This is a genomic window from Neorhizobium galegae, assembly GCF_017877055.1.
GTDB lineage: Bacteria > Pseudomonadota > Alphaproteobacteria > Rhizobiales > Rhizobiaceae > Neorhizobium > Neorhizobium galegae_D.
The window spans coordinates 520,488-540,977 of sequence record NZ_JAGIPG010000004.1 but is presented as its reverse complement, the minus strand read 5'-3'; the positions used below and the strand labels follow the sequence as shown (position 1 = coordinate 540,977).

At 60.0% G+C, this 20,490-nt stretch carries 19 protein-coding genes; 14 read left to right on the top strand and 5 right to left on the bottom strand.

The genetic code is table 11. The features are described from left to right. The first annotated feature begins 31 nt into the window (after positions 1-31). The gene (locus J2857_RS25930; RefSeq protein WP_210012933.1) at positions 32-760 is read left to right on the top strand and encodes a response regulator; all 729 of its coding nucleotides are present in this window, start codon (positions 32-34) and stop codon (positions 758-760) included. Here J2857_RS25930 and J2857_RS25925 read toward each other — a convergent pair. Beyond that, complete coding sequence (locus tag J2857_RS25925; protein WP_210012932.1) at positions 733-1,206, bottom strand: hypothetical protein; 474 nt, start codon at positions 1,204-1,206, stop codon at positions 733-735. The two genes, J2857_RS25930 and J2857_RS25925, sit on opposite strands and share 28 nt — an antisense overlap. A 178-nt stretch (positions 1,207-1,384) precedes the next feature. Between J2857_RS25925 and J2857_RS25920 the strand changes: the two genes are divergently transcribed. The 10 genes from J2857_RS25920 to J2857_RS31555 all read left to right on the top strand — a co-directional run bounded on the left by J2857_RS25920 (position 1,385) and on the right by J2857_RS31555 (position 10,866). Then, on the top strand, positions 1,385-1,963 hold the full coding sequence (locus J2857_RS25920; RefSeq protein ID WP_210013060.1) for a CBS domain-containing protein: 579 nt from the start codon (positions 1,385-1,387) through the stop codon (positions 1,961-1,963). Positions 1,964-2,042: 79 nt separating this feature from the next. Continuing rightward, entirely contained in the window at positions 2,043-4,682 is a 2,640-nt protein-coding gene (gene mgtA / locus J2857_RS25915) for a magnesium-translocating P-type ATPase (protein ID WP_210012931.1), read from the top strand. A 15-nt stretch (positions 4,683-4,697) separates the two neighbouring features. Then, on the top strand, positions 4,698-5,039 hold the full coding sequence (locus J2857_RS25910) for a hypothetical protein (RefSeq protein ID WP_348635720.1): 342 nt from the start codon (positions 4,698-4,700) through the stop codon (positions 5,037-5,039). A 53-nt stretch (positions 5,040-5,092) separates the two neighbouring features. After that, positions 5,093-5,533, top strand: coding sequence for a DUF2267 domain-containing protein (locus J2857_RS25905; protein WP_210012930.1), 441 nt, complete (start codon positions 5,093-5,095; stop codon positions 5,531-5,533). Between the two features lie 52 nt (positions 5,534-5,585). Beyond that, the gene (locus J2857_RS25900) at positions 5,586-6,857 is read left to right on the top strand and encodes a glycosyltransferase (RefSeq protein ID WP_210012929.1); all 1,272 of its coding nucleotides are present in this window, start codon (positions 5,586-5,588) and stop codon (positions 6,855-6,857) included. Between the two features lie 99 nt (positions 6,858-6,956). Next, positions 6,957-8,816 (top strand): ATP-dependent zinc metalloprotease FtsH, encoded by a 1,860-nt coding sequence (ftsH, locus tag J2857_RS25895; RefSeq protein ID WP_210012928.1) that lies wholly within the window; start codon positions 6,957-6,959, stop codon positions 8,814-8,816. After that, entirely contained in the window at positions 8,813-9,097 is a 285-nt protein-coding gene (locus tag J2857_RS25890; protein WP_210012927.1) for a DUF982 domain-containing protein, read from the top strand. The genes ftsH and J2857_RS25890 overlap by 4 nt, the downstream gene beginning before the upstream one ends. Positions 9,098-9,392: 295 nt before the next feature. Continuing rightward, a complete protein-coding gene (locus J2857_RS25885) occupies positions 9,393-9,923 on the top strand; it encodes an Hsp20/alpha crystallin family protein (RefSeq protein ID WP_210012926.1) in 531 nt (176 codons plus the stop codon). Positions 9,924-10,172: 249 nt separating this feature from the next. After that, on the top strand, positions 10,173-10,472 hold the full coding sequence (locus J2857_RS25880; protein WP_210012925.1) for a hypothetical protein: 300 nt from the start codon (positions 10,173-10,175) through the stop codon (positions 10,470-10,472). Between the two features lie 136 nt (positions 10,473-10,608). Beyond that, the gene (locus tag J2857_RS31555; protein ID WP_432420184.1) at positions 10,609-10,866 is read left to right on the top strand and encodes a DUF982 domain-containing protein; all 258 of its coding nucleotides are present in this window, start codon (positions 10,609-10,611) and stop codon (positions 10,864-10,866) included. 169 nt (positions 10,867-11,035) lie between these two features. On the opposite strand, the gene J2857_RS25870 is transcribed toward J2857_RS31555, so the two are convergent. Continuing rightward, positions 11,036-11,956 carry a hypothetical protein gene (locus J2857_RS25870; RefSeq protein ID WP_245363838.1) on the bottom strand — a complete coding sequence of 307 codons (921 nt, stop codon included), beginning with the start codon at positions 11,954-11,956 and terminating at the stop codon, positions 11,036-11,038. 246 nt (positions 11,957-12,202) lie between these two features. Here J2857_RS25870 and J2857_RS25865 point away from each other — a divergent pair, with 246 nt between their 5' ends. Then, a complete protein-coding gene (locus J2857_RS25865; RefSeq protein WP_245363836.1) occupies positions 12,203-13,690 on the top strand; it encodes a ribose-phosphate diphosphokinase in 1,488 nt (495 codons plus the stop codon). A 36-nt stretch (positions 13,691-13,726) separates the two neighbouring features. Here J2857_RS25865 and J2857_RS25860 read toward each other — a convergent pair whose 3' ends face one another. Continuing rightward, positions 13,727-14,170: a host attachment protein gene (locus J2857_RS25860; RefSeq protein ID WP_210012923.1), complete on the bottom strand. Its 444-nt coding sequence runs from the start codon at positions 14,168-14,170 to the stop codon at positions 13,727-13,729. A gap of 87 nt (positions 14,171-14,257) precedes the next feature. Then, positions 14,258-15,088 carry a universal stress protein gene (locus tag J2857_RS25855; RefSeq protein ID WP_245363834.1) on the bottom strand — a complete coding sequence of 277 codons (831 nt, stop codon included), beginning with the start codon at positions 15,086-15,088 and terminating at the stop codon, positions 14,258-14,260. A 213-nt stretch (positions 15,089-15,301) separates the two neighbouring features. On the opposite strand from J2857_RS25855, the gene groL reads away from it, so the two are divergent. Beyond that, positions 15,302-16,921 (top strand): chaperonin GroEL, encoded by a 1,620-nt coding sequence (gene groL / locus J2857_RS25850; RefSeq protein ID WP_210012922.1) that lies wholly within the window; start codon positions 15,302-15,304, stop codon positions 16,919-16,921. 41 nt (positions 16,922-16,962) lie between these two features. Here groL and J2857_RS25845 read toward each other — a convergent pair whose 3' ends face one another. Then, positions 16,963-17,919 (bottom strand): glucokinase, encoded by a 957-nt coding sequence (locus J2857_RS25845; RefSeq protein WP_210012921.1) that lies wholly within the window; start codon positions 17,917-17,919, stop codon positions 16,963-16,965. Positions 17,920-18,073: 154 nt separating this feature from the next. Here J2857_RS25845 and ppsA point away from each other — a divergent pair, with 154 nt between their 5' ends. Beyond that, positions 18,074-20,488, top strand: coding sequence for a phosphoenolpyruvate synthase (gene ppsA / locus J2857_RS25840; protein WP_210012920.1), 2,415 nt, complete (start codon positions 18,074-18,076; stop codon positions 20,486-20,488). Positions 20,489-20,490 lie beyond the last annotated feature (2 nt).

Genomic DNA, 20,490 nt, shown 5'->3' with positions numbered 1-20,490 from the left:
TGTAACAGTCCGTAACGGCGGTTTTCGATCAATGAGCTCCTCTCCGACCAATTCCACTCATATCCTCGTCGTCGACGACGACCCGAGAATCTGCCAGCTGCTCACACGCTATTTCGAGGGCGAAGGATACATCGTCAGCACCGCCTCCGACGGCCAGGAAATGCACCGCCATCTCAAGCGGAACGAGGTCGACATCGTCCTTCTCGACCTCTCATTGCCCGGCGGTCAGGACGGGCTCGACCTCGCCCGCGAGATCCGGACCCAATCAGACATCCCGATCATGATGTTGACCGGCCGCGGCGACGTCATCGACCGGATCATCGGCATCGAGATCGGCGCGGACGACTATATCGCCAAGCCCTTCCATCTACGCGAGGTGCATGCGCGGCTAAAATCGATCCTCAGGCGACGCCAGCCGGCCGCCACGAAGGCCGAGGAGATCGACGAAAAGATCATCTGTTTCGAGGGTTGGACGCTCAATCTGTCGCGCCGCCGATTGCATGTCGATGAGGGCCACGAGGTCGAGCTGACGACTGGCGACTTCGATATGCTGGCCACCTTCGCCCAACATCCCGGCCGGGTGCTGACCCGCGATTTCCTGATGGACGAGACACGCGGCCGGCAGCTCGAAGCCTTCGACCGGACGATCGACGCCCAGATCGTGCGCCTGCGCCGCAAGATCGAGACGGATGCCAAACGCCCCCAACTCATCAAGGCGGTGCGAGGCGTCGGTTACATCTTCACCGGCAAGATCGGGTGAAGCGCGTTGCGGCTATCAGTGCTCAAATCGTAAACCAGCCCATCGTTCAAGCAATCCGCCTCAATGAGCGCGGCAAGATTGCTCCACTTCTTTGATCCCCCGGACCAGAAGTGGATCATGGAGCAGGCTTCCAACTTTGCGCGAGCCTTGGCAAATTCGAAAAGCCGCCTGGCGACGCCTTGCTCGTCGAAAAGGCTAACAGAGGCGAAGATCGGAATTTCCATTTGCAATCCGGAGACGCCGCGACTGCGCGTGAAGACGTAACAAAGGCCGCGGATATAACCACGGGCATCCTTCACGACGAGCCAATCGTTGCGCAGTTCTGCCGTCGCCGTCAAAGCCTTCCATTTCTCGAGATCGAGATCGGAGAAGACATGCTGGATAACTGCAAAGGCACGATAGACGTCTGCGGCACCCAGAACCCCTACCTTATAATCCAATTCCATATCGTCGCTCCACCTCTGGCTCGCGGACATCGGGCAAGCCATTTTTAGTTTTGATCTTCCGGCTTTCCGGCGGCTACACATTGACTGGGGTCAACCCGGGCCAGTTGACACCGGTCAATGTCATGCGACCGATCACGGCTCACATCTTTCGCGCTGTCCCGGAACAGGAGGAGCGAGGATGCTGTCGGTTCGATCCATCATGACACCCAACCCGACGACGATCGGGCCGGAGGCGAAGATTTGGGAGGCGGCCACTACGATGCTGGACCGGCGCGTCAACGGACTGCCGGTCGTGGGCGACGTCCTGCGGCGGGGCGAGTTTCACACCGGCGCCCATCACGGGCTCCGGCGAACCCTGTTTCCCTCGCGCGGCACATTGGCGGAGGATTATGCCAAGTCCTTCGGAAAGGACGTGGGAGAGGTGATGTCCTCCCCTGCCGTCAGCGTGGAGCCCGAAACCACGGTCGAGGTCGCCGCCGAAATCATGGGCGCTCTCATCAGAGAACTTGCCGGATATTCCGCGACGAAGGCCGATGCGGACATCCGAAATGCGCTCGAAACGGAACTGGCGAAGCATCGCTGGGGCGATGCGATAGCCATACGCGTCGCCGAGGGTGTGGTGGCCCTCGAAGGGCGGGAGAAGACGGCTCTGCGGGTCGCGGCGGAAAACACCACCGGCGTGAAGCGGGTAGACGACAGTATCGAGGTCGTTCAGCCTCTGGATATGCCCGTGCCGCCGCCCGGCTTCTACCTTTGACGAACGTCAAAGCGATGTAGCCTTCTCCGCATGATCATCTCCAAAGTCTGTCATGAGTCTCTTCGGGAAGGATTGGGGAATGGGAACGGGCGCCGATAACGGGACACCGCCATACTGGTCGCTGCCGCAAGACGTGGTCCTGGCCACGCTGCAGGCTTCGGCGGCTGGCCCGTCGGCATCCGAGGCGGCTCGGAGACTGAAGAGCACCGGACCGAATTCGCTCGAAAATAACCGAAGCCTCTCGGCGCTAAGGGTTCTCGGCCGGCAGTTCCGGAGCCCACTGGTGCTGATACTGGTCGCGGCCGCGGCGATCTCCGCCTCGGTGGGCGAGGCGCATGAAGCGATCATCATCTCCATCATCGTGCTGGCCAGTTCCCTGCTCGGCTTTTTCCAGGAATACGGTGCATCGCAGGCAACCGAGAAACTGAGGCAGCGGCTGTCGCAGAAGACCGTCGTCGTCCGGGACGGTGTCGAAACCGTCATCCTCGCCGACGGGGTCGTGCCGGGCGACGTGCTGCATCTTTCCGCCGGCAGCCTGATTCCCGCCGACGGCGTCATCCTCGAAGCGCGTGATTTCAACGTCAGCGAGGCAGTTCTTACCGGGGAGACCTTCCCGGTCGTCAAGACACCGGGTGTCGCGGAATCCGGCGCGCCCCTCGCCCGGCGAAACAATGTCGTCTTCGCTGGCACCTCGGTGCGCAGCGGCACCGCATCGGTGCTGGTCGCGAAAACCGGCATCCGCACCGAATTCGCCGCGATCGCCTCAAGCCTCGAACGCCAGGTTCCGGAGACCGAGTTCGCTCAAGGCATCCGCCGGTTCGGCATGCTGATGACCGAGATCATGTTCGTCATGGTCATCGTGGTTTTCTTCACCAATGCCCTGCTTGGACGTCCGCTGATCGATTCCATCCTCTTTTCGCTGGCGCTTGCCGTCGGGCTAACGCCCGAATTGCTGCCCGCCATCATCAGCGTCACGCTCGCCCGCGGCGCCCGCACCATGGCCGCCAACGGCGTCATCGTGCGCCGGCTGGAGGCAATCGAGAACCTCGGCAGCATGGATATCCTCTGCACCGACAAGACCGGGACGCTGACCGAAGGGGTCATCCATCTCGATGGATGGATGGATTCGGACGGGCAGGCGTCGGAGGGAGTGCTGCTGCTTGCCCGCCTCAACGCCACCCTGCAGAGCGGAATGGCCAATCCGCTAGATGAGGCCATCGTCGCCGCACCGGCAATCGATCCGCGGGAACCTGCCTTCCTGAAACGCGACGAGGTGCCCTACGACTTTCTCCGCAAGCGTCTTTCGGTCATCGTCACTTCGCCGGAAGGGGAAACGATGTTGATCTGCAAGGGGGCCGTCGCCAATGTCCTGGCGATTTGCGGCATGTCCCGCAGCGCCGAGGGAGAAATACCGCTCGACGAGGAGAAACGACGGGCGATCGAGGAAAAGTTCCGCATCTGGAGCGAAGAGGGTTTTCGCGTACTCGGCCTTGCAACCCGGAAACTTTCCTCACCAGGTCCCTATGGCCGGGCGGACGAGGCTGGTCTCTGCTTCGAAGGTTTCCTGCTTTTCCTCGATCCGCCGAAACAAGGGATAGGGGAATGCCTGAAGGACCTCGCCGCGCGCGGCATCGAGGTCAAGATGATCTCCGGTGACAACCGCTATGTCGCGGCGCATCTCGCCGCCTCGATCGGTCTTCCGCCGGACCGGATCCTGACCGGCGCGGACGTGTCGCAGCTTTCGTCGGCCGGGCTTACGGCGAAGGCCGGGCATGTCGACCTGTTCGTCGAGATCGACCCCAACCAGAAGGAACGCATCGTCGCCGCACTCCGCTCGCGTGGCCATGTCGTCGGTTATCTCGGCGACGGGATCAACGACGCCCCCGCACTGCATGAAGCCGACATAGGCATTTCGGTCGACAGTGCCGTGGACGTCGCGCGGGAAGCCGCGGACATGGTCCTGCTGAAACGCGATCTTGGCGTTCTGATAAAAGGTGTCGAAGACGGCCGTACGACCTTCGCCAACACGATGAAATACATCTCGATCACCACCAGCGCCAATTTCGGCAACATGATCAGCATGGCGCTGGCCTCAATGGCGCTCCCCTTCCTGCCGCTGCTCGCCCAGCAGGTCCTGCTCAACAATTTCCTCTCCGACATTCCGTCCTTCGCGATTGCCACCGACAATGTTGACGAGGAAGACAGGCGCAAGCCGCGCCATTGGGAAATCGGCTCCGTGCGCCGTTTCATGGTTACTTTCGGCCTGGTCAGTTCGCTGTTCGATTTCATGACCTTCGGCTTTCTCATACTGATCGCAGGCGCCGGTGAAGAACGCTTCCAGACCGCCTGGTTCATCGAATCCCTACTGACGGAATTGCTGATCGTCTTCATCATACGCACGCGTAAGCATTTCTGGCGGAGCCGCCCGGCGAGGATTCTTGCCGGGCTGACGGCGTTGGTCGTGGCGGTCGCATTCGCATTGCCCTTCCTGCCCATCGCCGACTGGTTCAGCTTCGTCCCTCTTCCGGCATCGATGATGGCCGGCCTCGTCGCAATCAGCCTTCTCTACCTCCTTGCGTCGGAGCTAACCAAACGGTGGTTCTTCCGATTGGAGGACCACCGGCGCTCCCGCCCGCGCCATAAGCGGCGCCGCGTCGCGCGCCCTCACCGATCTGCGCGAGACCTCGCCGTGCATCCCATCCGTGACCACTCGATTTAAGTGCCCGGATTGATCTTGATCACTGATGACGCCGCTGATGCGCGTAGTCTGACCTTTCAACCCAAAAGGGAGGTCACCATGCCGCTAAAGCTGAAGTCAGGATTTTTGACATCCTCCGGACAGGAGGGGCGTTTGTTGATGGATACAGGGATCGGCGACCAAGTTGTCGTGGTTACCCACAATGCGCTGGAGGCCATTGCCGATCCTCCGCGCGCCGACGAGTTCAGGCTGCAGGAACATATCGAAGTCTTCAGCCGGATCGCAAGCGACAAGTTCGACGGAAAACAATTCGATCCGACCGGCCATATTCGCGTGACGTCCGAGGACGTCCGCAACTGGCGCAGTCGTGTCCAATAGTATTCGCATTCTCGTCTCGGCCAATGCGGCGCGTTCTAAAACCGGAGGTTAAAATGAGCGATACTCAAGTTGCGGCTCTCGATCACACCATTCAGCAGACAAACCTCTGGCTGAAGAAACTCGAGGACGAGCATCATTTCCAGGATCGCCATCAGGCCTATAGCGCGCTTCGCGCGGTGCTCCAGGCCTTGCGCGACCAGCTTACAATCGAACAGGCCGTTCACCTATCCGCCCAGTTCCCGATCCTCGTCCGCGGGATCTATTTCGAGGGTTGGCATCTCGGCACCGAAAGACACGATGCGCGAAACGTCGAGAAATTTATGCAGCATGTGGCAGAGCACCTGCCACCCCAGTTTCCGCGCGATCCGAAAGCAACCGCGGAGGCCGTTTTCGACCTGCTGTGGAAGGAACTCGATCCCGGCCTGACCGCCAAGCTCATCGACGGACTGCCCGCCCCGTTCAGGTCGCTCTGGCCCGCCATCGCGCGCCGATAGGAAATCCCATGTCGCCATCTAGCGAAGACGCTTACGCGCCATGAACATCGTCATGTTCACGAACACCTTCACCCCGCATGTCGGCGGCGTGGCGAACAGCGTCGCTTCGCTTTCGGCGGGCTTACGAGACTTGGGGCATCGCGTCCTGGTGATTGCGCCGGAATTCCCGGATATGCCCCCAGACGAGGCGGATGTAATCCGGGTCCCGGCCATAAAGCACATCAACGATACGGACTTCTCGCTGCCCCTGCCGCTGATCGCCCCACTGCATCAGGCTCTCGACGCCTTCGGTCCGGATATCGTGCACTCCCATCATCCGTTTCTGCTCGGAGATGCGGCATTGAGAGTGGCGGCCTCTCGGCAATTACCGATCGTGTATACCTATCACACGCGCTACGAACTTTACGGACATTACGTCGCCCAAGATGTTCAGCCGCTTCGCAAACTGGTGGTGAGCCTCATGATCGGCTATTGCGACCTGTGCAACGCGGTCATCGCCCCGAGCGAGAGCATGGCGCATTTCCTGACCGAGAACGGCGTCGAGAGACCCATCCAGGTGATTCCGACTGGGGTCGAACCGATGCTTTTCGGCAAGGGGGACCGCTTGTCCGGAAGAGCCGCTGCCGGTATTCCGCAACAGGCTTTCTGCGTGGGGCATGTGGGACGCCTGGCGCCGGAAAAGAACCTCACCTATCTCTCCAATGCGGTGGAGCAGTTCCTGTCGAGCGAACCGAATGCCCATTTCCTGGTCGCTGGCGACGGTGAGATGAAGGATCACCTCACCGCTTCCTTCAATTCCTCCAACTTTGCGAAACGTGTCCATTTCATGGGCGTGTTGCGCGGACAGGAACTGGCGGATGCCTATGCCGCGATGGACGTCTTCGCCTTTTCGTCGCTGTCGGAAACGCAAGGCATGGTGCTTGCCGAGGCAATGACGGCCGGCGTTCCCGTTGTGGCCCTCGATGCGCCCGGCGCGCGGGAAATGGTTCGAGATGGTGAGAATGGCCGGCTTCTGCCCGCCGAGGCCCCAACGGAGGCATTCGCGGCCGCCCTGCATTGGCTACGCTCCCGGAACGCGGGCGACTGCCGCGCACTCATCGAAGCGGCCCGTCGGACGGCACGCCGTTTCGACCGGAAGCTCACCATCAACCAGACCCTGTTGCTCTATCAGGCACAGGTTTCGGCCTGGCCTCCGGAACAGCGCCAGGACGACACGCGGTGGCACGTGGCATCGCGACGGCTTGCCGCCGATTGGGACATCCTTCGCAATCTCGGACAGGCTGTGAAAGATGCGCTGGTCGAGTCGACGGCACCGGTGACCTGAGGGTAATCTCTACGCCGACACCCCCTTTGTTGCGATTTATCAAAGCACGGGTGGTGTACCCATGAGAAATTGCGGTCTACTCGATGACCGGAGGCCGCCGTGAATAGCAAAACCTTCAATATCGGCTATATTATCATAGCGCTGACGCTCTTCTTCGCCCTTCAAGCATGGCTTGGTTATCGCGACATCGCACAGCTCAGCTATACCGACGTGATGCAGATGGTTTCTGACGGCAAGATCCAGTCCGTCACGCTGACGGAAACCATGATCGAGGGCCAGTTCAAGGCGCCGCAGGACGGCAAGACGACCTTCATCGCCGCGCGCGTCGATCCTGCGACCGCCGAGCTTTTCCAGAAGGCCGGCGTGAAAGTCTCCGGCGGTACGGACAGCAACATCCTGACCACCGTTCTTTCCTGGATCCTTCCTGCCGCCTTCTTCGTCGGAATCTGGGCGCTGATGTTCCGCGGCATCGCCGGCGGCCAGAGCATGGGAGGGCTGATCAATATCGGCAAGTCGAAGGCCAAGGTCTATCTCGAACGGAAGACCGGCGTCACCTTCGACGACGTCGCCGGGGCGGACGAGGCAAAGGCGGAACTGCAGGAAATCGTCTCCTTCCTGAAGGAAACCGACAAGTACGGTCGCCTCGGCGCCCGTATCCCCAAAGGCATCCTGCTCGTCGGCCCGCCGGGAACGGGCAAGACATTGCTCGCCCGCGCCATTGCCGGCGAGGCCAACGTGCCCTTCTTCTCCATTTCCGGCTCGGAATTCGTAGAAATGTTCGTGGGCGTCGGCGCTGCCCGGGTACGCGATCTGTTCGAACAGGCCCGCCAGGCCGCACCCTGCATCATCTTCATCGATGAGCTCGATGCGCTCGGGCGCGCCCGGTCCGCGATTGGCGGCTACGGCGGCAACGACGAGAAGGAACAGACGCTCAACCAGCTGCTTGCCGAGCTGGACGGTTTCGACCCGCGTGTCGGTATCGTTCTGCTTGCGGCCACCAACCGGCCTGAAGTCCTCGATGCCGCCCTGCTTCGCGCAGGCCGCTTCGACCGCCAGGTCGTCATCGACCGGCCCGACCGGAAGGGACGCGAAGACATTCTGGGGATCCATACCCGCAAGGTCACTCTTTCGAAGGACGTGAAGCTCGGCGACATCGCAGGCCTCACGCCCGGTTTCACCGGAGCGGACCTTGCCAATCTCGTCAATGAGGCTGCGATCCTCGCCACGAGGCGCGGCGGCGAGAACGTCGTCACCGAGGATTTCGTCGCCGCCGTTGAGCGAATCATTGCCGGTTCGGAACGCCGCAGCCGGCTCCTGAACCCGGCCGAGCGCGAGCGCGTCGCCTATCACGAAATGGGCCACGCGCTCGCCGCCGCCAATCTGGCCACGACGGATCCTGTCCAGAAGGTCTCGATCATTCCACGGTCGATCGGAGCGCTCGGCTATACGCTCCAGCGGCCGACCGAAGACCGGTTCCTGATCACGACGGGAGAACTGAAGGAAAGAATGGTCGCGCTGATGGCGGGACGCGCGGCCGAAGATGTGGTCTTCGGGGAAATTTCCACCGGAGCGGCCGACGATCTCGCCAAGGCAACCGATATCGCCAGGGAGACGGTCACGCGTTTCGGCATGGATCCGTCGATTGGTCAGGCCATACTGGAACCGCAACGCATGCAATGGCTGAACGACCAGCAACCGGGCTTGCACCCGAGGGATTATGCGGAAGCAACGGCCCGCGAGGTCGACATCGCTATCCGGACCATGATCGATGAGGCCTACAGGACCGCCAAAGGCATCCTCAGCTCCCACCGCGACGATCTGTGCAAAGGTGCAGACATGCTGCTCGAACGCGAAACGATTACCCCTGCGGACTTCGCGCCGCTGCAAAAGCCGACGGCGCCCGCTCTCGCGCGGGCCTCTATCCCCAAAACCAAATCGCTTGAAGGAGCACGGCAATGATCCCGGCAACAGATATTACTAAAGAGTGGATCGAACCGGTTTATGTGCAGATCGATATGCGCTCGCCTCAAATCATCCGCGGCCCGGAAGAGGCACTGGCTTTCCTGGCGAACGACTGGGTCGGATCCCGAACGAAACACGAATTCGCAAGAGAGATTTGTGCGGCCGCCGTGCTGGGCCAGATATCCAACGCCACCGCGCGCCTGGCTTTCATCGACGCCGCCGCGGATGCAAGGATCATGACCTGCGCACCGCTTCCCGGCATCAAAGGTGAGCAATAAGTCCCCCCGCAGCACATCACATCGATCGCGCCTGCACAACTGCCGTTTCCCGGAATGCCTTGTCGTGCGGGGAATTGTCGGGTCCGTGTATCGGCCATACCGCCTTCTTGCGGGCGGCTTTTGCATCGGAATGTTGGGTGTTGGAGAAGGCTACGATGCGGCCCTTGATGCGCGTCAATGCGACGATGCAGCATCGGATTTTTAATGAAAACGCTCGATATGAGCAATCAGTGGACTGCACTAGGTCCCTTGCGACGCTTTGATGCAGTATCCTCTTCAGAAACAGGAGAAAATCATGGCTGAAGTAACAACCAAACTGCCCGTCAAGAAAGAAGAAAAGCCGGTACAGCCAGCGGGGACCCCATGGTCACCCTTCGAAGCACTTCGTACCGAGATCGATCGCCTGTTCGACGACTTCACCCCCTCCTCCTGGCGGTCGTCGCTCGACCGGGCCTTGTTCGGCAGGGTGGTCCCACCGCTGAACGGATGGTCGCTGGCGCCGGCAGTGGATGTCGTCGAAAAGGACGCGGCCTTTGAAGTGACGGCGGAAATTCCCGGCATCGATGCGAAGAACCTCGAAGTCAAGCTTTCCAACGGCGCCCTGACGATCCGCGGAGAAAAGCAGGAAGAAAAGGAAGACAAGCAGAAGGAATATCATGTGTCCGAGCGACGCTACGGCTCCTTCCAGCGCAGCTTCCAGCTTCCCGAGGGCGTCGACGCCGACAAGGTGGAAGCCACCTTCGAGAAGGGCATCCTGAAGGTCAAGCTCCCGAAGAGCGCCGAGGCAAAGAAGAACGAACGCAGAGTCGAAATCAAGGCCGCGTGAAACGATCGCATTCTGAACCAACGGTGCGCACCATGTTGATGCGCACCGTCCATGTCTGCCGGGACCGCTGATAATGCGGCCGACAGAAGGAAGATAAGGCTGCAGCGACAGACATCCGACTTAGGCCAGCAAAAAGTCGGTCCCCTGCGTTCTGATCCACGCGCGGTTGCAGGATGACGTTGAACGGCAGGTCAAGGCCTCCCTGAAGGCGACGGTCGGACGGGCCTGGTTTGAGAAAAGGCATCAACCATGAACGCCAGCCCCACGCGAACAGATGAAGCGTTGCTTGCCGGTGCCGGATGTGCCCTCCCGCAACATCAGGACTGTGATTTTCGGCTTGTGCGAATTACGCAAGACGAGTGGCAAATCGTCGCTTTATCGGATCCCGCCCGCGCCTGGATTCGCGAAGAATTATGCACACCGTTGAGGCAATGTGTGGGCGATGCAATCGTCGTCGACATAGTGAGCGCCAACATTTTTGTGAAAGCAGCACACGATCAAGGCCTCAGAACCGAGTTTGTCGGAATAGCGGGCAAGGATGTCTTGTGAGACGACGTTGGCCACAAGCATTGCCTGCGCAACGTGTCACCCTGAGCTTCTGTTATAGCCAAGCCTCGCGCGGCTGCGCGCCTCTGGGTCAGGTATCGAGCTGGTTACGCGCCAGTCGATCGACTGAGCAGGTAGAATGATGCGGTCAAGCGCGGACAACCATGGGAAATGGATGGAGCCGGTGACCGTGCAGATTGGCCGCCGCGCGCCGGAAAAGATCCAGACTTCAGCGGAAGCGCTTCGATTCCTGACCAACAAGTGGCCTTGTAAGAGCGGCCTTCAGTATCAAACAGCGAGGGACATCTGTTCAGCAGCTATACGCCGGCAAATAGGTAACGATGCTGCTCGCGCGAGCTTCGTTCTCGCAGCATCAGAGGCGAAGTTGATTATTTGATGCGGCAAGAAAATACTCCTCCTTTCCCGTCGGCGAACGTCTCTTTGATGCAATTAAAATTTGGGGGGACACACAACGGTGTGAATCTCCCGCGGAATCGGGTTTTCATCGCGCTATATGCCATCTCTCGAACAACAGCCCATTCAAGAAACGACCTGACGAGCGTACGTTACGGGCTCCCGCAACGATGCAGCGCGACACGGGCCAAGGATATATACCTGCTCGTCCTGTCCTCCCAAAGCGCGGGCAAAACCGCTGAACCGTCCAGCAGATGTGAATAACACATGCGTGCCCGCAACGTGGCACGGAAGGCCGTGTAGAAAGACCGCAATCCGCTCGACACATGGTCCGTAAGCGCTTGCTGCAGAAGCTGCAAGACTGTCTCGGCTATAGCCGGCGCTCCCAGGAAGGCGCACTCCATTCCCAGGAACGCAATCTCATCGAAGGGGTCGATCATGCGAAGCCGGCGGTCGAATTCAAGGCAGTCGAAGATCGCGATAGGCTGGGAGAAGCAGATATGTTCCGGCCGCAGGTCGCCATGTCCCTCGACATAACGCCCCTCCTGGATCCGCTGCGTGATCTCCTCGCGAAAGCGATGAAGAGCGCAGTCGAGATCGTTCAGAAGGTGCCGGATCGCCTGGTGATCGACATCGAATTCCGCGTGCCTCAATATCTGCCTGTTGACCTCGTTCTCGCATTCCAGCATCCGGAAATGCTCAAGCGGATCGATCGCCGGACGTTCTGCGACACGATAGAAAGCTGCTAGGCGGTCAACCAACTTGTCCAGATGATCGTCGGTAACGGCACCAGCCTCGATAAGCCGGTCCAGCATGAATTGTTCCGGCAGGCGCCGCATTTCCAGCAGCCATTCCACGACCGTTCCCTGGCCGTCGAGTGCAAGTCTGCCATCCTTCTGGCTGACCAACGGGACAACCCGAAGATAGGTATCCGGCGCCAGGCGCCGATTGAGGCGCAGCTCCTCATGACAGTTGAATTCGCGTGCGGCAAGGGTTGAAAAATCGATGAAGGGACGGACCACCGGCTTCTTCAGTTTGTAGACACGATCCCCCCGCAAGAAGACCCAAGACATATGGGTCTCCAGCGCCGTCACCGGAAGGCGCCCTCCCGGATACGCCTCCGAGCTGCTCAGGAAGCCGACCTTTTCATCCAAAGAAAGCATCTGGTTCCCTTCCATGATCGATGATGTGATATGTTAATCTGTGCGCCACTGCGCGCCTTGACGTTCCTCAATGCCTCTGGGCACACGTCACTTGACCTTGGTCATCGCGGCCGCTTCCAGGCAGATTACCCTGCTCCGGACGAGAAGGAGCATTCCATGACCATGATGGCGAAACTCAACAAAACCCTAACCCGCCTGTTCCAACGCCTCGACAGTGCGCCGAGCCCTGTGGATGAACGCCTATCGGCGGTGCTCCAGGAATGGCTGGACCGGCGCCAGCAATTGATCGCACCGTCTCCCAAGGCGCTGATATTCCCGGGTTCCTCAGCCGCAGATCAGGGCTTCATCTTCCAACGAGATCCGTCGGCCCCGCGGCGTTATCTGCTCACCTCCGGAGCGAACTCTGCGGAAGTCCTGATCGGCGAGGTTTCGACGGGTGACCATCTGGAAACGGCAAGGAACCGCCGGGGTGCCGTGCGTCTGCGCCGGTTGTTCGACCTGGTCGGAGAAACCGGGGAACCCATCCTGGCGTTGTTCGGCACAAAATCGGCGGAGGGCAAATCCGTCTATGTGGAACTCCTTGTCGCTCCGCTTTCCAGCAATGGAAAGAATATCGACGCCTTCTTGTCCTGCGTCAGCTCGCGGCAAGTCGCATCGGCCGCGACGAAAACCGTCCCCCACTGGATACAGCCGACCCCCCTTCTGTTTGCCTTCGAAAGCAGCAAGCACCTCGGCGAGCGTGTGGCGGCGGAACTCGGTCTCTCGTTGAGCCCGATCGAGGAGCGCGTCTTCGAGGACGGCGAAGAAAAGACCCGGCCGCTGGCGCATGTTCGTGGGCGAGAAGTCTATGTCGTTTCTGGTCTCGAACGATCCGGGAGCCTGAGCGTGCACGACCGGCTCTGCAAGCTCCTCTTCTTCATCGCAACCCTGAAGACGAACGGCGCGGCACGCGTGACTGCTGTCGTCCCCTATCTGGCCTATATGCGCAAGGACCGGCAGACGAAGGAACAGGACCCTCTCAACTCCGCCTACGTCGCCAGGTTTTTCGAAACAGTTGGAACGGATTGCCTGATCACGATGGAGACACATAATCTGGCGGCCTTCCAGAATGCTTTCCGATGCCACACCATGCACGTGACGGCCTACGAAGCGTTCGCAGCCTTTTTTGCCAACTTACCCCGGTCGGCAAAGGTAAGCGTCGTCTCTCCGGATCTCGGCGGAGCAAAACGCGCGGACATGTTCCGGGAGGTGCTGGAAAAGGCTCTTCACCAGCCGATCGGCAAGGCATTTCTCGAAAAGCAGCGTAGCCAGGGCGTGGTGAGCGGCGACCTTTTTGCTGGCGATGTGAAAGGACGGGTCGTCATCATCCTCGACGATATCATCAGCTCGGGAACGACGATGGCGCGTGCCGCACAGGCCTGCGCGGAACGCGGCGCCGCTCAAATCTGGCTCTGCGCCACGCATGGCCTGTTTTCGAAGGATGCCGCGGTCGGCCTTGCGGCACCCTTCATCGATGGCATCCTTGTTACCGATACCGTCAATATCGGAGAGCTTCATCGCGGCGACAAACGGCTGACCGTTATTCCCGTAGCGGCTCTTATCGCAGATGCCGTTGCTCAGTGTCATGAATCTGCGGCCGGATAGTCCGGCCGCAGTCATGCGGTCGTCGCGGCCCGGAAATCAGGCCGCGAGATGTTTCTGAATATCGCCTAGCGAAAGATTAACGAGATCCTTGTCATATTCCGCCACGATCCGGCTCTTGACCGCCTCGGGCATGGCTCGCCGCAAATCGGCAAGCGCCTTTGGCGGAGCGACGACGAAGAGCTGGTGAATAGCCTTTTCTTTGCAAATGGCCTCCAGCTTTTCGGCGACCATCGAGACGAACCGATCCTCTTCCTGTTCATGGAAGTCGGTCTGGCCGAGGCTGCTGCGATAACTGCCCATAGCGGCCCGGCCCGGCCTGTCCGTCCCCTGCTCGCGGGCTGGAGCATTGTCTGGCGCCTCAATGACCTCTTCAACCTCGAGTATCAGATTAAAGGCAGTCCCGGTATTGCGAAGCAGGAGAGCTTTTCTTGCATCCGCAACAAGAATTCTCGCGTTATAAGGGATAATTGTTCCGTTCATCACATGACCCTTTCATGTTGATCGCCGTCAGTTCGCCACTCGCTGCGTGACCTGTCGATCCAAGCCGCGCCGCAAACGCGGGCTTGATTACCGTGCAAAAAACACCGGAAATTCGCAGTCTTCAAGGATCGAGGCTGTGACGCCACCGAAAACTCTCTCCCGAAGGCGCGAATGACCATAAGCGCCCATGACGATCATGTCACAGCCGATCTCGAGCGCGTGTTGTCGAAGGACGTCTTCGACGCTCCGTTCGCCACTCGCAACTTGTTCGACAACGACTTTGACGCCATGCCGGGCGAGGAATGCCGCGATGTCAGCACCCGGCTCTCCACCATTCTTAAAATAAGAGCTATCGGGATCGACGATCACCACATGCACTGCATCGGCTTCAATCAGCATATGCAGCGCCTCCTTGGCGGCGCGTGCTGCTTCGGCTCGCGAGTTCCAAGCGAGAAGGACATTCTTCGGCCTCAGGCTTGATTTCCACTTTGCCGGCGCCAATAGAAGCGGGACATGTGCATCGAAGACGGTGCCAGCGATGACCGCCTTCCTGATGTCGCTATCTCGGCGGGCACCATTCCCAAGCAAGACGAGATCGGCGTAGAGAGCCCGCATGCTCAGATTGTTTTCGAGGATGAAGCGATCATCATATAGATAGTCGGTGTCGAAAGAAATTCCGTTCACCCGACACATGTCCTCCGCGTTCTGTCGAACGTCGAGCAGTGCGTTAATCTCAGCTTGCCTCTGTTCGATCCAGGCGGTCGCAACGGGATAGTCCGATGCGATTGGTGGCAGAGCTGTTCCAATCGCCAGGATCGAGAGATGAGCATCGAGTTCAGTACTCAATTCAATCGCCTTGCTGATGTCCGGTACGGCATCTTTGGCACCGACGACGGCAAGTATGGTTTTGAACGACATGAGGATTCCTCCAATAGGCCTGGTTGATTATAAGCGTAAGCGTATCAGGCCGGCTTCGAAGCGCGATGATCTTTGTCAATCGCGCGAGCGGAGAGGCGTTGACAGTGGTCAAAGACCCGCGCCGCTGGTGAGTTCAATCTGACGGTATAGCGGGCGTACAGAGATATCTGGCAACACGTGTCCCGGTAGCCCTTAAAACCACAGGAGCCGATCATGCCGCACAAGCAAGTCCTTTTCAGAACTGAAGCCCGAGGAAAGGTGCTTCGGGGAGCGACGCAGCTCGCGGACGCCATTCGCCTCACCCTTGGCCCGAAATCCAAGTCGGTTCTCATCGAGAAAAAATGGGGAATGCCGATCATTTGCAATGACGGCGTGACGATTGCGAAAGAGTTCGACCTCAAGGATCCTGAGGAGAATCTTGGGGCAAGAATGCTGCGCGCCGCGGCGGAGAAGACCGGCGAAGTCGTCGGTGACGGCACGAGCACCTCGACCATCCTGGCACATGCAATGCTGGCAGACGGTCACCGTAACGTCGTCGCCGGTGCGAATGCGATCGACCTGAAACGCGGCCTCGACCGGGGTCTCACACGGGCGATCAAGGCTCTCCACGAGATTTCGCGACCGGTGACGACCGACAAGGAGAAACAGCAGGTCGCAGCGATTTCCGCCCACAACGACGAAACCATCGGCACGCTCGTTGCCGAAGCCATGGCCAGGGTCGGCAAGGAAGGCGTCATCACCGTCGAGGAATCGAAGACGATGGAAACCCGTCTCGACGTCGTCGAGGGCATGCAGTTCGACCGGGGCTATATCTCGCCCTATTTCGCAACGGACTCCGAGAAGATGGAGGCCGTTCTGGAGGATGCAAGAATTCTGCTCTTTGACCGGAAGATTTCAGCTCTCGGCGACCTGGTCGGTCTGCTGGAGGAGATCGCGAAATCCGGACGGGCTCTCCTCGTAATCGCAGAGGATATCGAGGGCGAGGCGCTCGCCACCCTGATCGTCAACCAGATCCGCGGCGCCCTGCACAATTGCGCCGTGAAGGCACCGGGCTTCGGCGATCGCCGCAAAGAGATGCTGCAGGATCTTGCAGCGCTGACTGGCGCCCAGCTGATTTCGCAGGATCTCGGCTTCAAGCTCGAAAGCGTCACCCTCGACCAACTCGGTAGCGCAGCGCGCGTCCTTATCGACAAGGAGACGACGACAATTATCGGTGGCGGCGGGAACCAGCTGATCATCAAGGGCCGATCCGACCAGATCCGCAAGGAAATCGAAAAAACTACCAGTGATTACGATCGGGAAAAACTGCAGGAACGCCTGGCAAAACTCGCCGGTGGTGTTGCCGTCATCCGCGTCGGGGCGCCTGCCGAAGCAGAGATGAAAGCAAAAAAGGACGCCCTCGACGATGCGATCAGCGCCACCAAGGCGGCCGTGGAGGAAGGCATCGTTCCGGGAGGCGGCCTGGCCCTGCTACGTTGCGTGAAGGTCGTGGAACAGGAGGAAGATCTCTGCGAAGGCGACGAGCGGACGGGCGTGCAGATCCTCAAGCGGGCGCTCGAAGCGCCGGCGCGCCAGATTGCCGAGAACTCGGCCGTTGATGGCGGAGTTGTAATAGCCCGGATGCTCGAAAGCGAAGGCGCCATCGGTTTTGACGCAGCGCGCAACCGCTATGTCGACTTGCTGGAGGAAGGCATCATCGATCCGACCAAGGTCGTGCGCGTCGCCCTGGAGAATGCCGTCTCGGTCGCAAGCGTGCTTCTGCTGACGGAGGCCACCATGACCGAAATTCCGGAACCGGTCATTCCCCAAGCTCCTGCTCCGATCGGAATGTAGGCAGAGCAAGACGTGCAGGGCTGGCCGTCCTGCTCGTCCTCTCAGGCGATGGCCATTGCAGCCCCCCGCAACGCAGCACTCGGGCCCGTTACGAGGTAAACTGGGGCGTCGGGCATCCTGTGGGATGCACCTCGTGCGGCCTCGAAGATTGTCTTGAAAGCAGCGCCATCCAGAAACTGCACGAGCTTTGCAGGCAAATCCCCGGCAAGATAAATACCGCCCCGTGCGCCGGTCGCGAGCGCTACATCGCGTGCAAAGCGTGCGAGCCAAAGAGCATAGCGCTCCAAGGCGACGATCGCGACAGGATCGCCATGCACGGAAGCGGCGCTCAATATATCAAGAACCGTCGAACTGGATTGCGCTGTGCCTGCTTGCCGCGACGCTACGTTATAAAGCGCCATCAATCCATCCACCGCCAAGAGGCTTTCTGCAGTCCTGTCGCCTATATCCTCATGCACCTGCTCCAGGAACCAAAGGTCCTCATCATTCGCGGCACCGAAAGACATGTCCCCTGCCCTGGTCGACAGGATAAGGTTCTGCTGCCCTGCGGGAATGGCGACAGCCGTCCGAACCCCCTCCCCGATGATGGCAACCGTTCTCGGGCCACCCCCGGTCTGGATCGCACCGGCGATCTGGTGCAGATCGTGAGCGGACAGCAGTTCCGTGACCTTTGCAATGGCTTCGGCATCGGTGGCGACCTCGACGCGGTCGAGTGAAAGTGCCGATTGAAGCTCCCGTTTCTTGACCGTCCTTGGCGAATTGAAAATATGGGCTCGATCCCCCTCAACCGAACCTGCGATCGCGAGGCTCACGATCTTAGGGGGCGTCCCCAGGGACTTCAGATAGGAAAAGAGTGCCTGCTGAACCGAGGTAAAATCCTCGGTCTTGAAGTTAACGAGATGATCAATCATCAGCTCATCGACATCAGCGACGGCAAAACGCAGATGGTGGCACCCAATTTCACCGACAACTGCATGTCGGGCCGAAGACATCGACATGTCACGCCTCCCTGTGAAGTCAACTTCGCTCCACATTGACAGCCATCCGCAAATGCACCTTGACGAGGATCAACGCCCGCGCGGCCTCCCCCGCTAATCTTGGACATCGTCGGATATGCCAAGATCCGATCCCAATATCTCGAAGGAAAATGCGATGAGCAATGCTATGCAAGCTGTCATCTGGTTCGAGGAGCTGCGCCGCAGCGATGTCGCGAAGGTGGGAGGCAAGAATTCCTCCCTTGGAGAAATGATCCAGACCTTGTCGCAGAAAGGTATCAGCGTGCCGGCAGGCTTCGCGACGACCGCTGATGCATATTGGAACTATCTCGAGGCCAATGACTTGCGACAGTCGATCGTAGCGCTCGTCGCCGATTGGCAGGAAGGCAAGGCCAGCCTTGCCGAAACCGGCGCCGCAATCCGGAAGCTCTTCCTGCATGGCGATTGGCCGAAGGAAACGGCGGATGCCATCGTCGCCTCCTATGGCGCACTGTCCCGCCGTGCCGGGAGCGACGATGTTGCCGTCGCGGTTCGATCGAGCGCGACGGCCGAGGATCTCCCCGACGCGAGCTTCGCAGGCCAGCAGGAAACCTTCCTCAATATAAAGGGCGAAAAGGCGCTGCTCGACGCCTGCCGCCGCTGTTACGCATCGCTATTCACGGACCGGGCTATTTCCTACCGCCAGACGAAGGGCTTCGACCATATGAAGGTGGCGCTGTCGATCGGCGTCCAGCAGATGGTGCGCTCCGACCTCGGCGGCTCCGGCGTCATGTTCTCGATCGACACCGAGACCGGCTTCGACAAGGTCGTGCTGATCAACGCCGCTTGGGGGCTGGGCGAAAATGTCGTGCAGGGCATCATAGATCCCGACGAATATCAGGTCTTCAAGCCCCTGCTGCAGGACACCTCGCTGCGGCCGATCATCGCCAAGACCTGCGGCGCGAAGGACAAGAAGATGATCTACGGTTCTGGGGCCGCGCCGACGATCAACGTGCCCACCTCGAAGGTCGAGCGGGCTGCATTCGTTCTCGAAGACGAGGCGACCCTGCAGCTCGCCCGCTGGGCCGTGGCCATCGAGGAGCACTACGGCTGCCCGATGGACATGGAATGGGCCCGCGATGGAAAAGACGGCCAGCTTTTTATCGTCCAGGCACGGCCTGAAACCGTGCAGTCGACACGCCAGGGAGGTTCCTTCAAAAGCTATGCGATCAAGCGGAAAGGCCTGAAACTGGCGCAGGGTCTGTCGATCGGCGATGCGATCGTCTCGGGCCGCGTCTGCCTGATCGAGACGGCCAGGGATATCGACAAATTCATCGATGGCTCCGTGCTGGTGACGTCCACGACCGATCCGGACTGGGTGCCCGTGATGAAGCGTGCGGCCGCCATCGTCACCGATCACGGAGGGCGTACCTCGCATGCCGCGATCGTCAGCCGGGAACTGGGCCTGCCGGCCGTCGTCGGCACCGGCAGCGCCACCGAAATTTTTCATACCGGCCAGGAGGTGACGGTTTCCTGCGCCGAAGGTGACAAGGGCTTCATCTACGACGGCATGGCGGAATACGAAGAAAAGACGCTCGACATTGCCGACCTGCCCGCCACCCGCACGCAGATCATGCTGAACCTCGCAAATCCCGGCGCGGCATTCCGCTGGTGGCGCCTGCCGGCCGACGGCGTCGGGCTCGCACGCATGGAATTCGTCATCAGCAATGCCATCCGCATCCATCCGATGGCGCTTGTCCGCTACGACAATCTCAAGGACGAGGCCGCCAAAAAGGAAATCGCGGCACTCACGCAAGGCTATGACGACAAACCGGACTATTTCGTCGACAATCTGGCGCGCGGCCTTGCCCGCATCGCGGCAGCGTTTCATCCCAAGCCCGTCATCATCCGGATGAGCGACTTCAAGACCAACGAATATGCCGGCCTGCTGGGCGGGGCGGAATTCGAGCCGAAGGAGGAGAACCCGATGCTCGGCTTCCGCGGCGCGTCCCGCTATTATTCGCCACGCTATCGCGAAGGCTTTGCGCTGGAATGCCGCGCCATCCGCAAGCTGCGCAATGAGTTCGGGTTCCGGAACGTCGTGGTGATGATCCCGTTCTGCCGTTCGGTCGGCGAAGCTGAAAAGGTCCTCAGCGTCATGGCGGAGAACGGCCTGAAGCGTGGCGTGGACGGATTGGAAATTTACGTCATGTGCGAAATTCCGTCGAACGTGATCCTTGCGAAGGAATTTGCACAGCAGTTCGACGGCTTCTCGATCGGTTCCAACGACCTGACGCAGTTGACCCTCGGTGTCGACCGCGATGCCGGCGACCTCGCGGACCTGTTCGACGAACAGGATCCGGCCGTCAAATGGATGATCCGCAGCGTCATCACCGAGGCCGGTAAGGTGGGCGCCAAGATCGGCATCTGCGGACAGGCGCCGAGCGATCATCCCGACTTTGCCGGTTTCCTGGTGGAGTGCGGCATTGACAGCATTTCCGTCAGTCCCGACAGTTTTATAGCGGTGAAGCGCAAGGTGGCCGAAGCCGAGCGGCGAGAGCGGACGAAGGTCGGCGTAACTCCGGATCGTTGAGG

Coding starts and splice junctions, on each gene's coding strand:
- J2857_RS25880 (WP_210012925.1), top strand. CDS start 10,173: ATGAACGCCAGCCCCACGCGAACAGATGAAGCGTTGCTTGCCGGTGCC.
- J2857_RS25925 (WP_210012932.1), bottom strand. CDS start 1,206: ATGGAATTGGATTATAAGGTAGGGGTTCTGGGTGCCGCAGACGTCTAT.
- J2857_RS25860 (WP_210012923.1), bottom strand. CDS start 14,170: ATGAACGGAACAATTATCCCTTATAACGCGAGAATTCTTGTTGCGGAT.
- J2857_RS25905 (WP_210012930.1), top strand. CDS start 5,093: ATGAGCGATACTCAAGTTGCGGCTCTCGATCACACCATTCAGCAGACA.
- J2857_RS25930 (WP_210012933.1), top strand. CDS start 32: ATGAGCTCCTCTCCGACCAATTCCACTCATATCCTCGTCGTCGACGAC.
- J2857_RS25870 (WP_245363838.1), bottom strand. CDS start 11,956: ATGTCTTGGGTCTTCTTGCGGGGGGATCGTGTCTACAAACTGAAGAAG.
- groL (WP_210012922.1), top strand. CDS start 15,302: ATGCCGCACAAGCAAGTCCTTTTCAGAACTGAAGCCCGAGGAAAGGTG.
- ppsA (WP_210012920.1), top strand. CDS start 18,074: ATGAGCAATGCTATGCAAGCTGTCATCTGGTTCGAGGAGCTGCGCCGC.
- J2857_RS25845 (WP_210012921.1), bottom strand. CDS start 17,919: ATGTCGATGTCTTCGGCCCGACATGCAGTTGTCGGTGAAATTGGGTGC.
- J2857_RS25865 (WP_245363836.1), top strand. CDS start 12,203: ATGACCATGATGGCGAAACTCAACAAAACCCTAACCCGCCTGTTCCAA.
- J2857_RS31555 (WP_432420184.1), top strand. CDS start 10,609: ATGATGCGGTCAAGCGCGGACAACCATGGGAAATGGATGGAGCCGGTG.
- J2857_RS25900 (WP_210012929.1), top strand. CDS start 5,586: ATGTTCACGAACACCTTCACCCCGCATGTCGGCGGCGTGGCGAACAGC.
- J2857_RS25855 (WP_245363834.1), bottom strand. CDS start 15,088: ATGTCGTTCAAAACCATACTTGCCGTCGTCGGTGCCAAAGATGCCGTA.
- J2857_RS25885 (WP_210012926.1), top strand. CDS start 9,393: ATGGCTGAAGTAACAACCAAACTGCCCGTCAAGAAAGAAGAAAAGCCG.
- J2857_RS25920 (WP_210013060.1), top strand. CDS start 1,385: ATGCTGTCGGTTCGATCCATCATGACACCCAACCCGACGACGATCGGG.
- J2857_RS25890 (WP_210012927.1), top strand. CDS start 8,813: ATGATCCCGGCAACAGATATTACTAAAGAGTGGATCGAACCGGTTTAT.
- mgtA (WP_210012931.1), top strand. CDS start 2,043: ATGGGAACGGGCGCCGATAACGGGACACCGCCATACTGGTCGCTGCCG.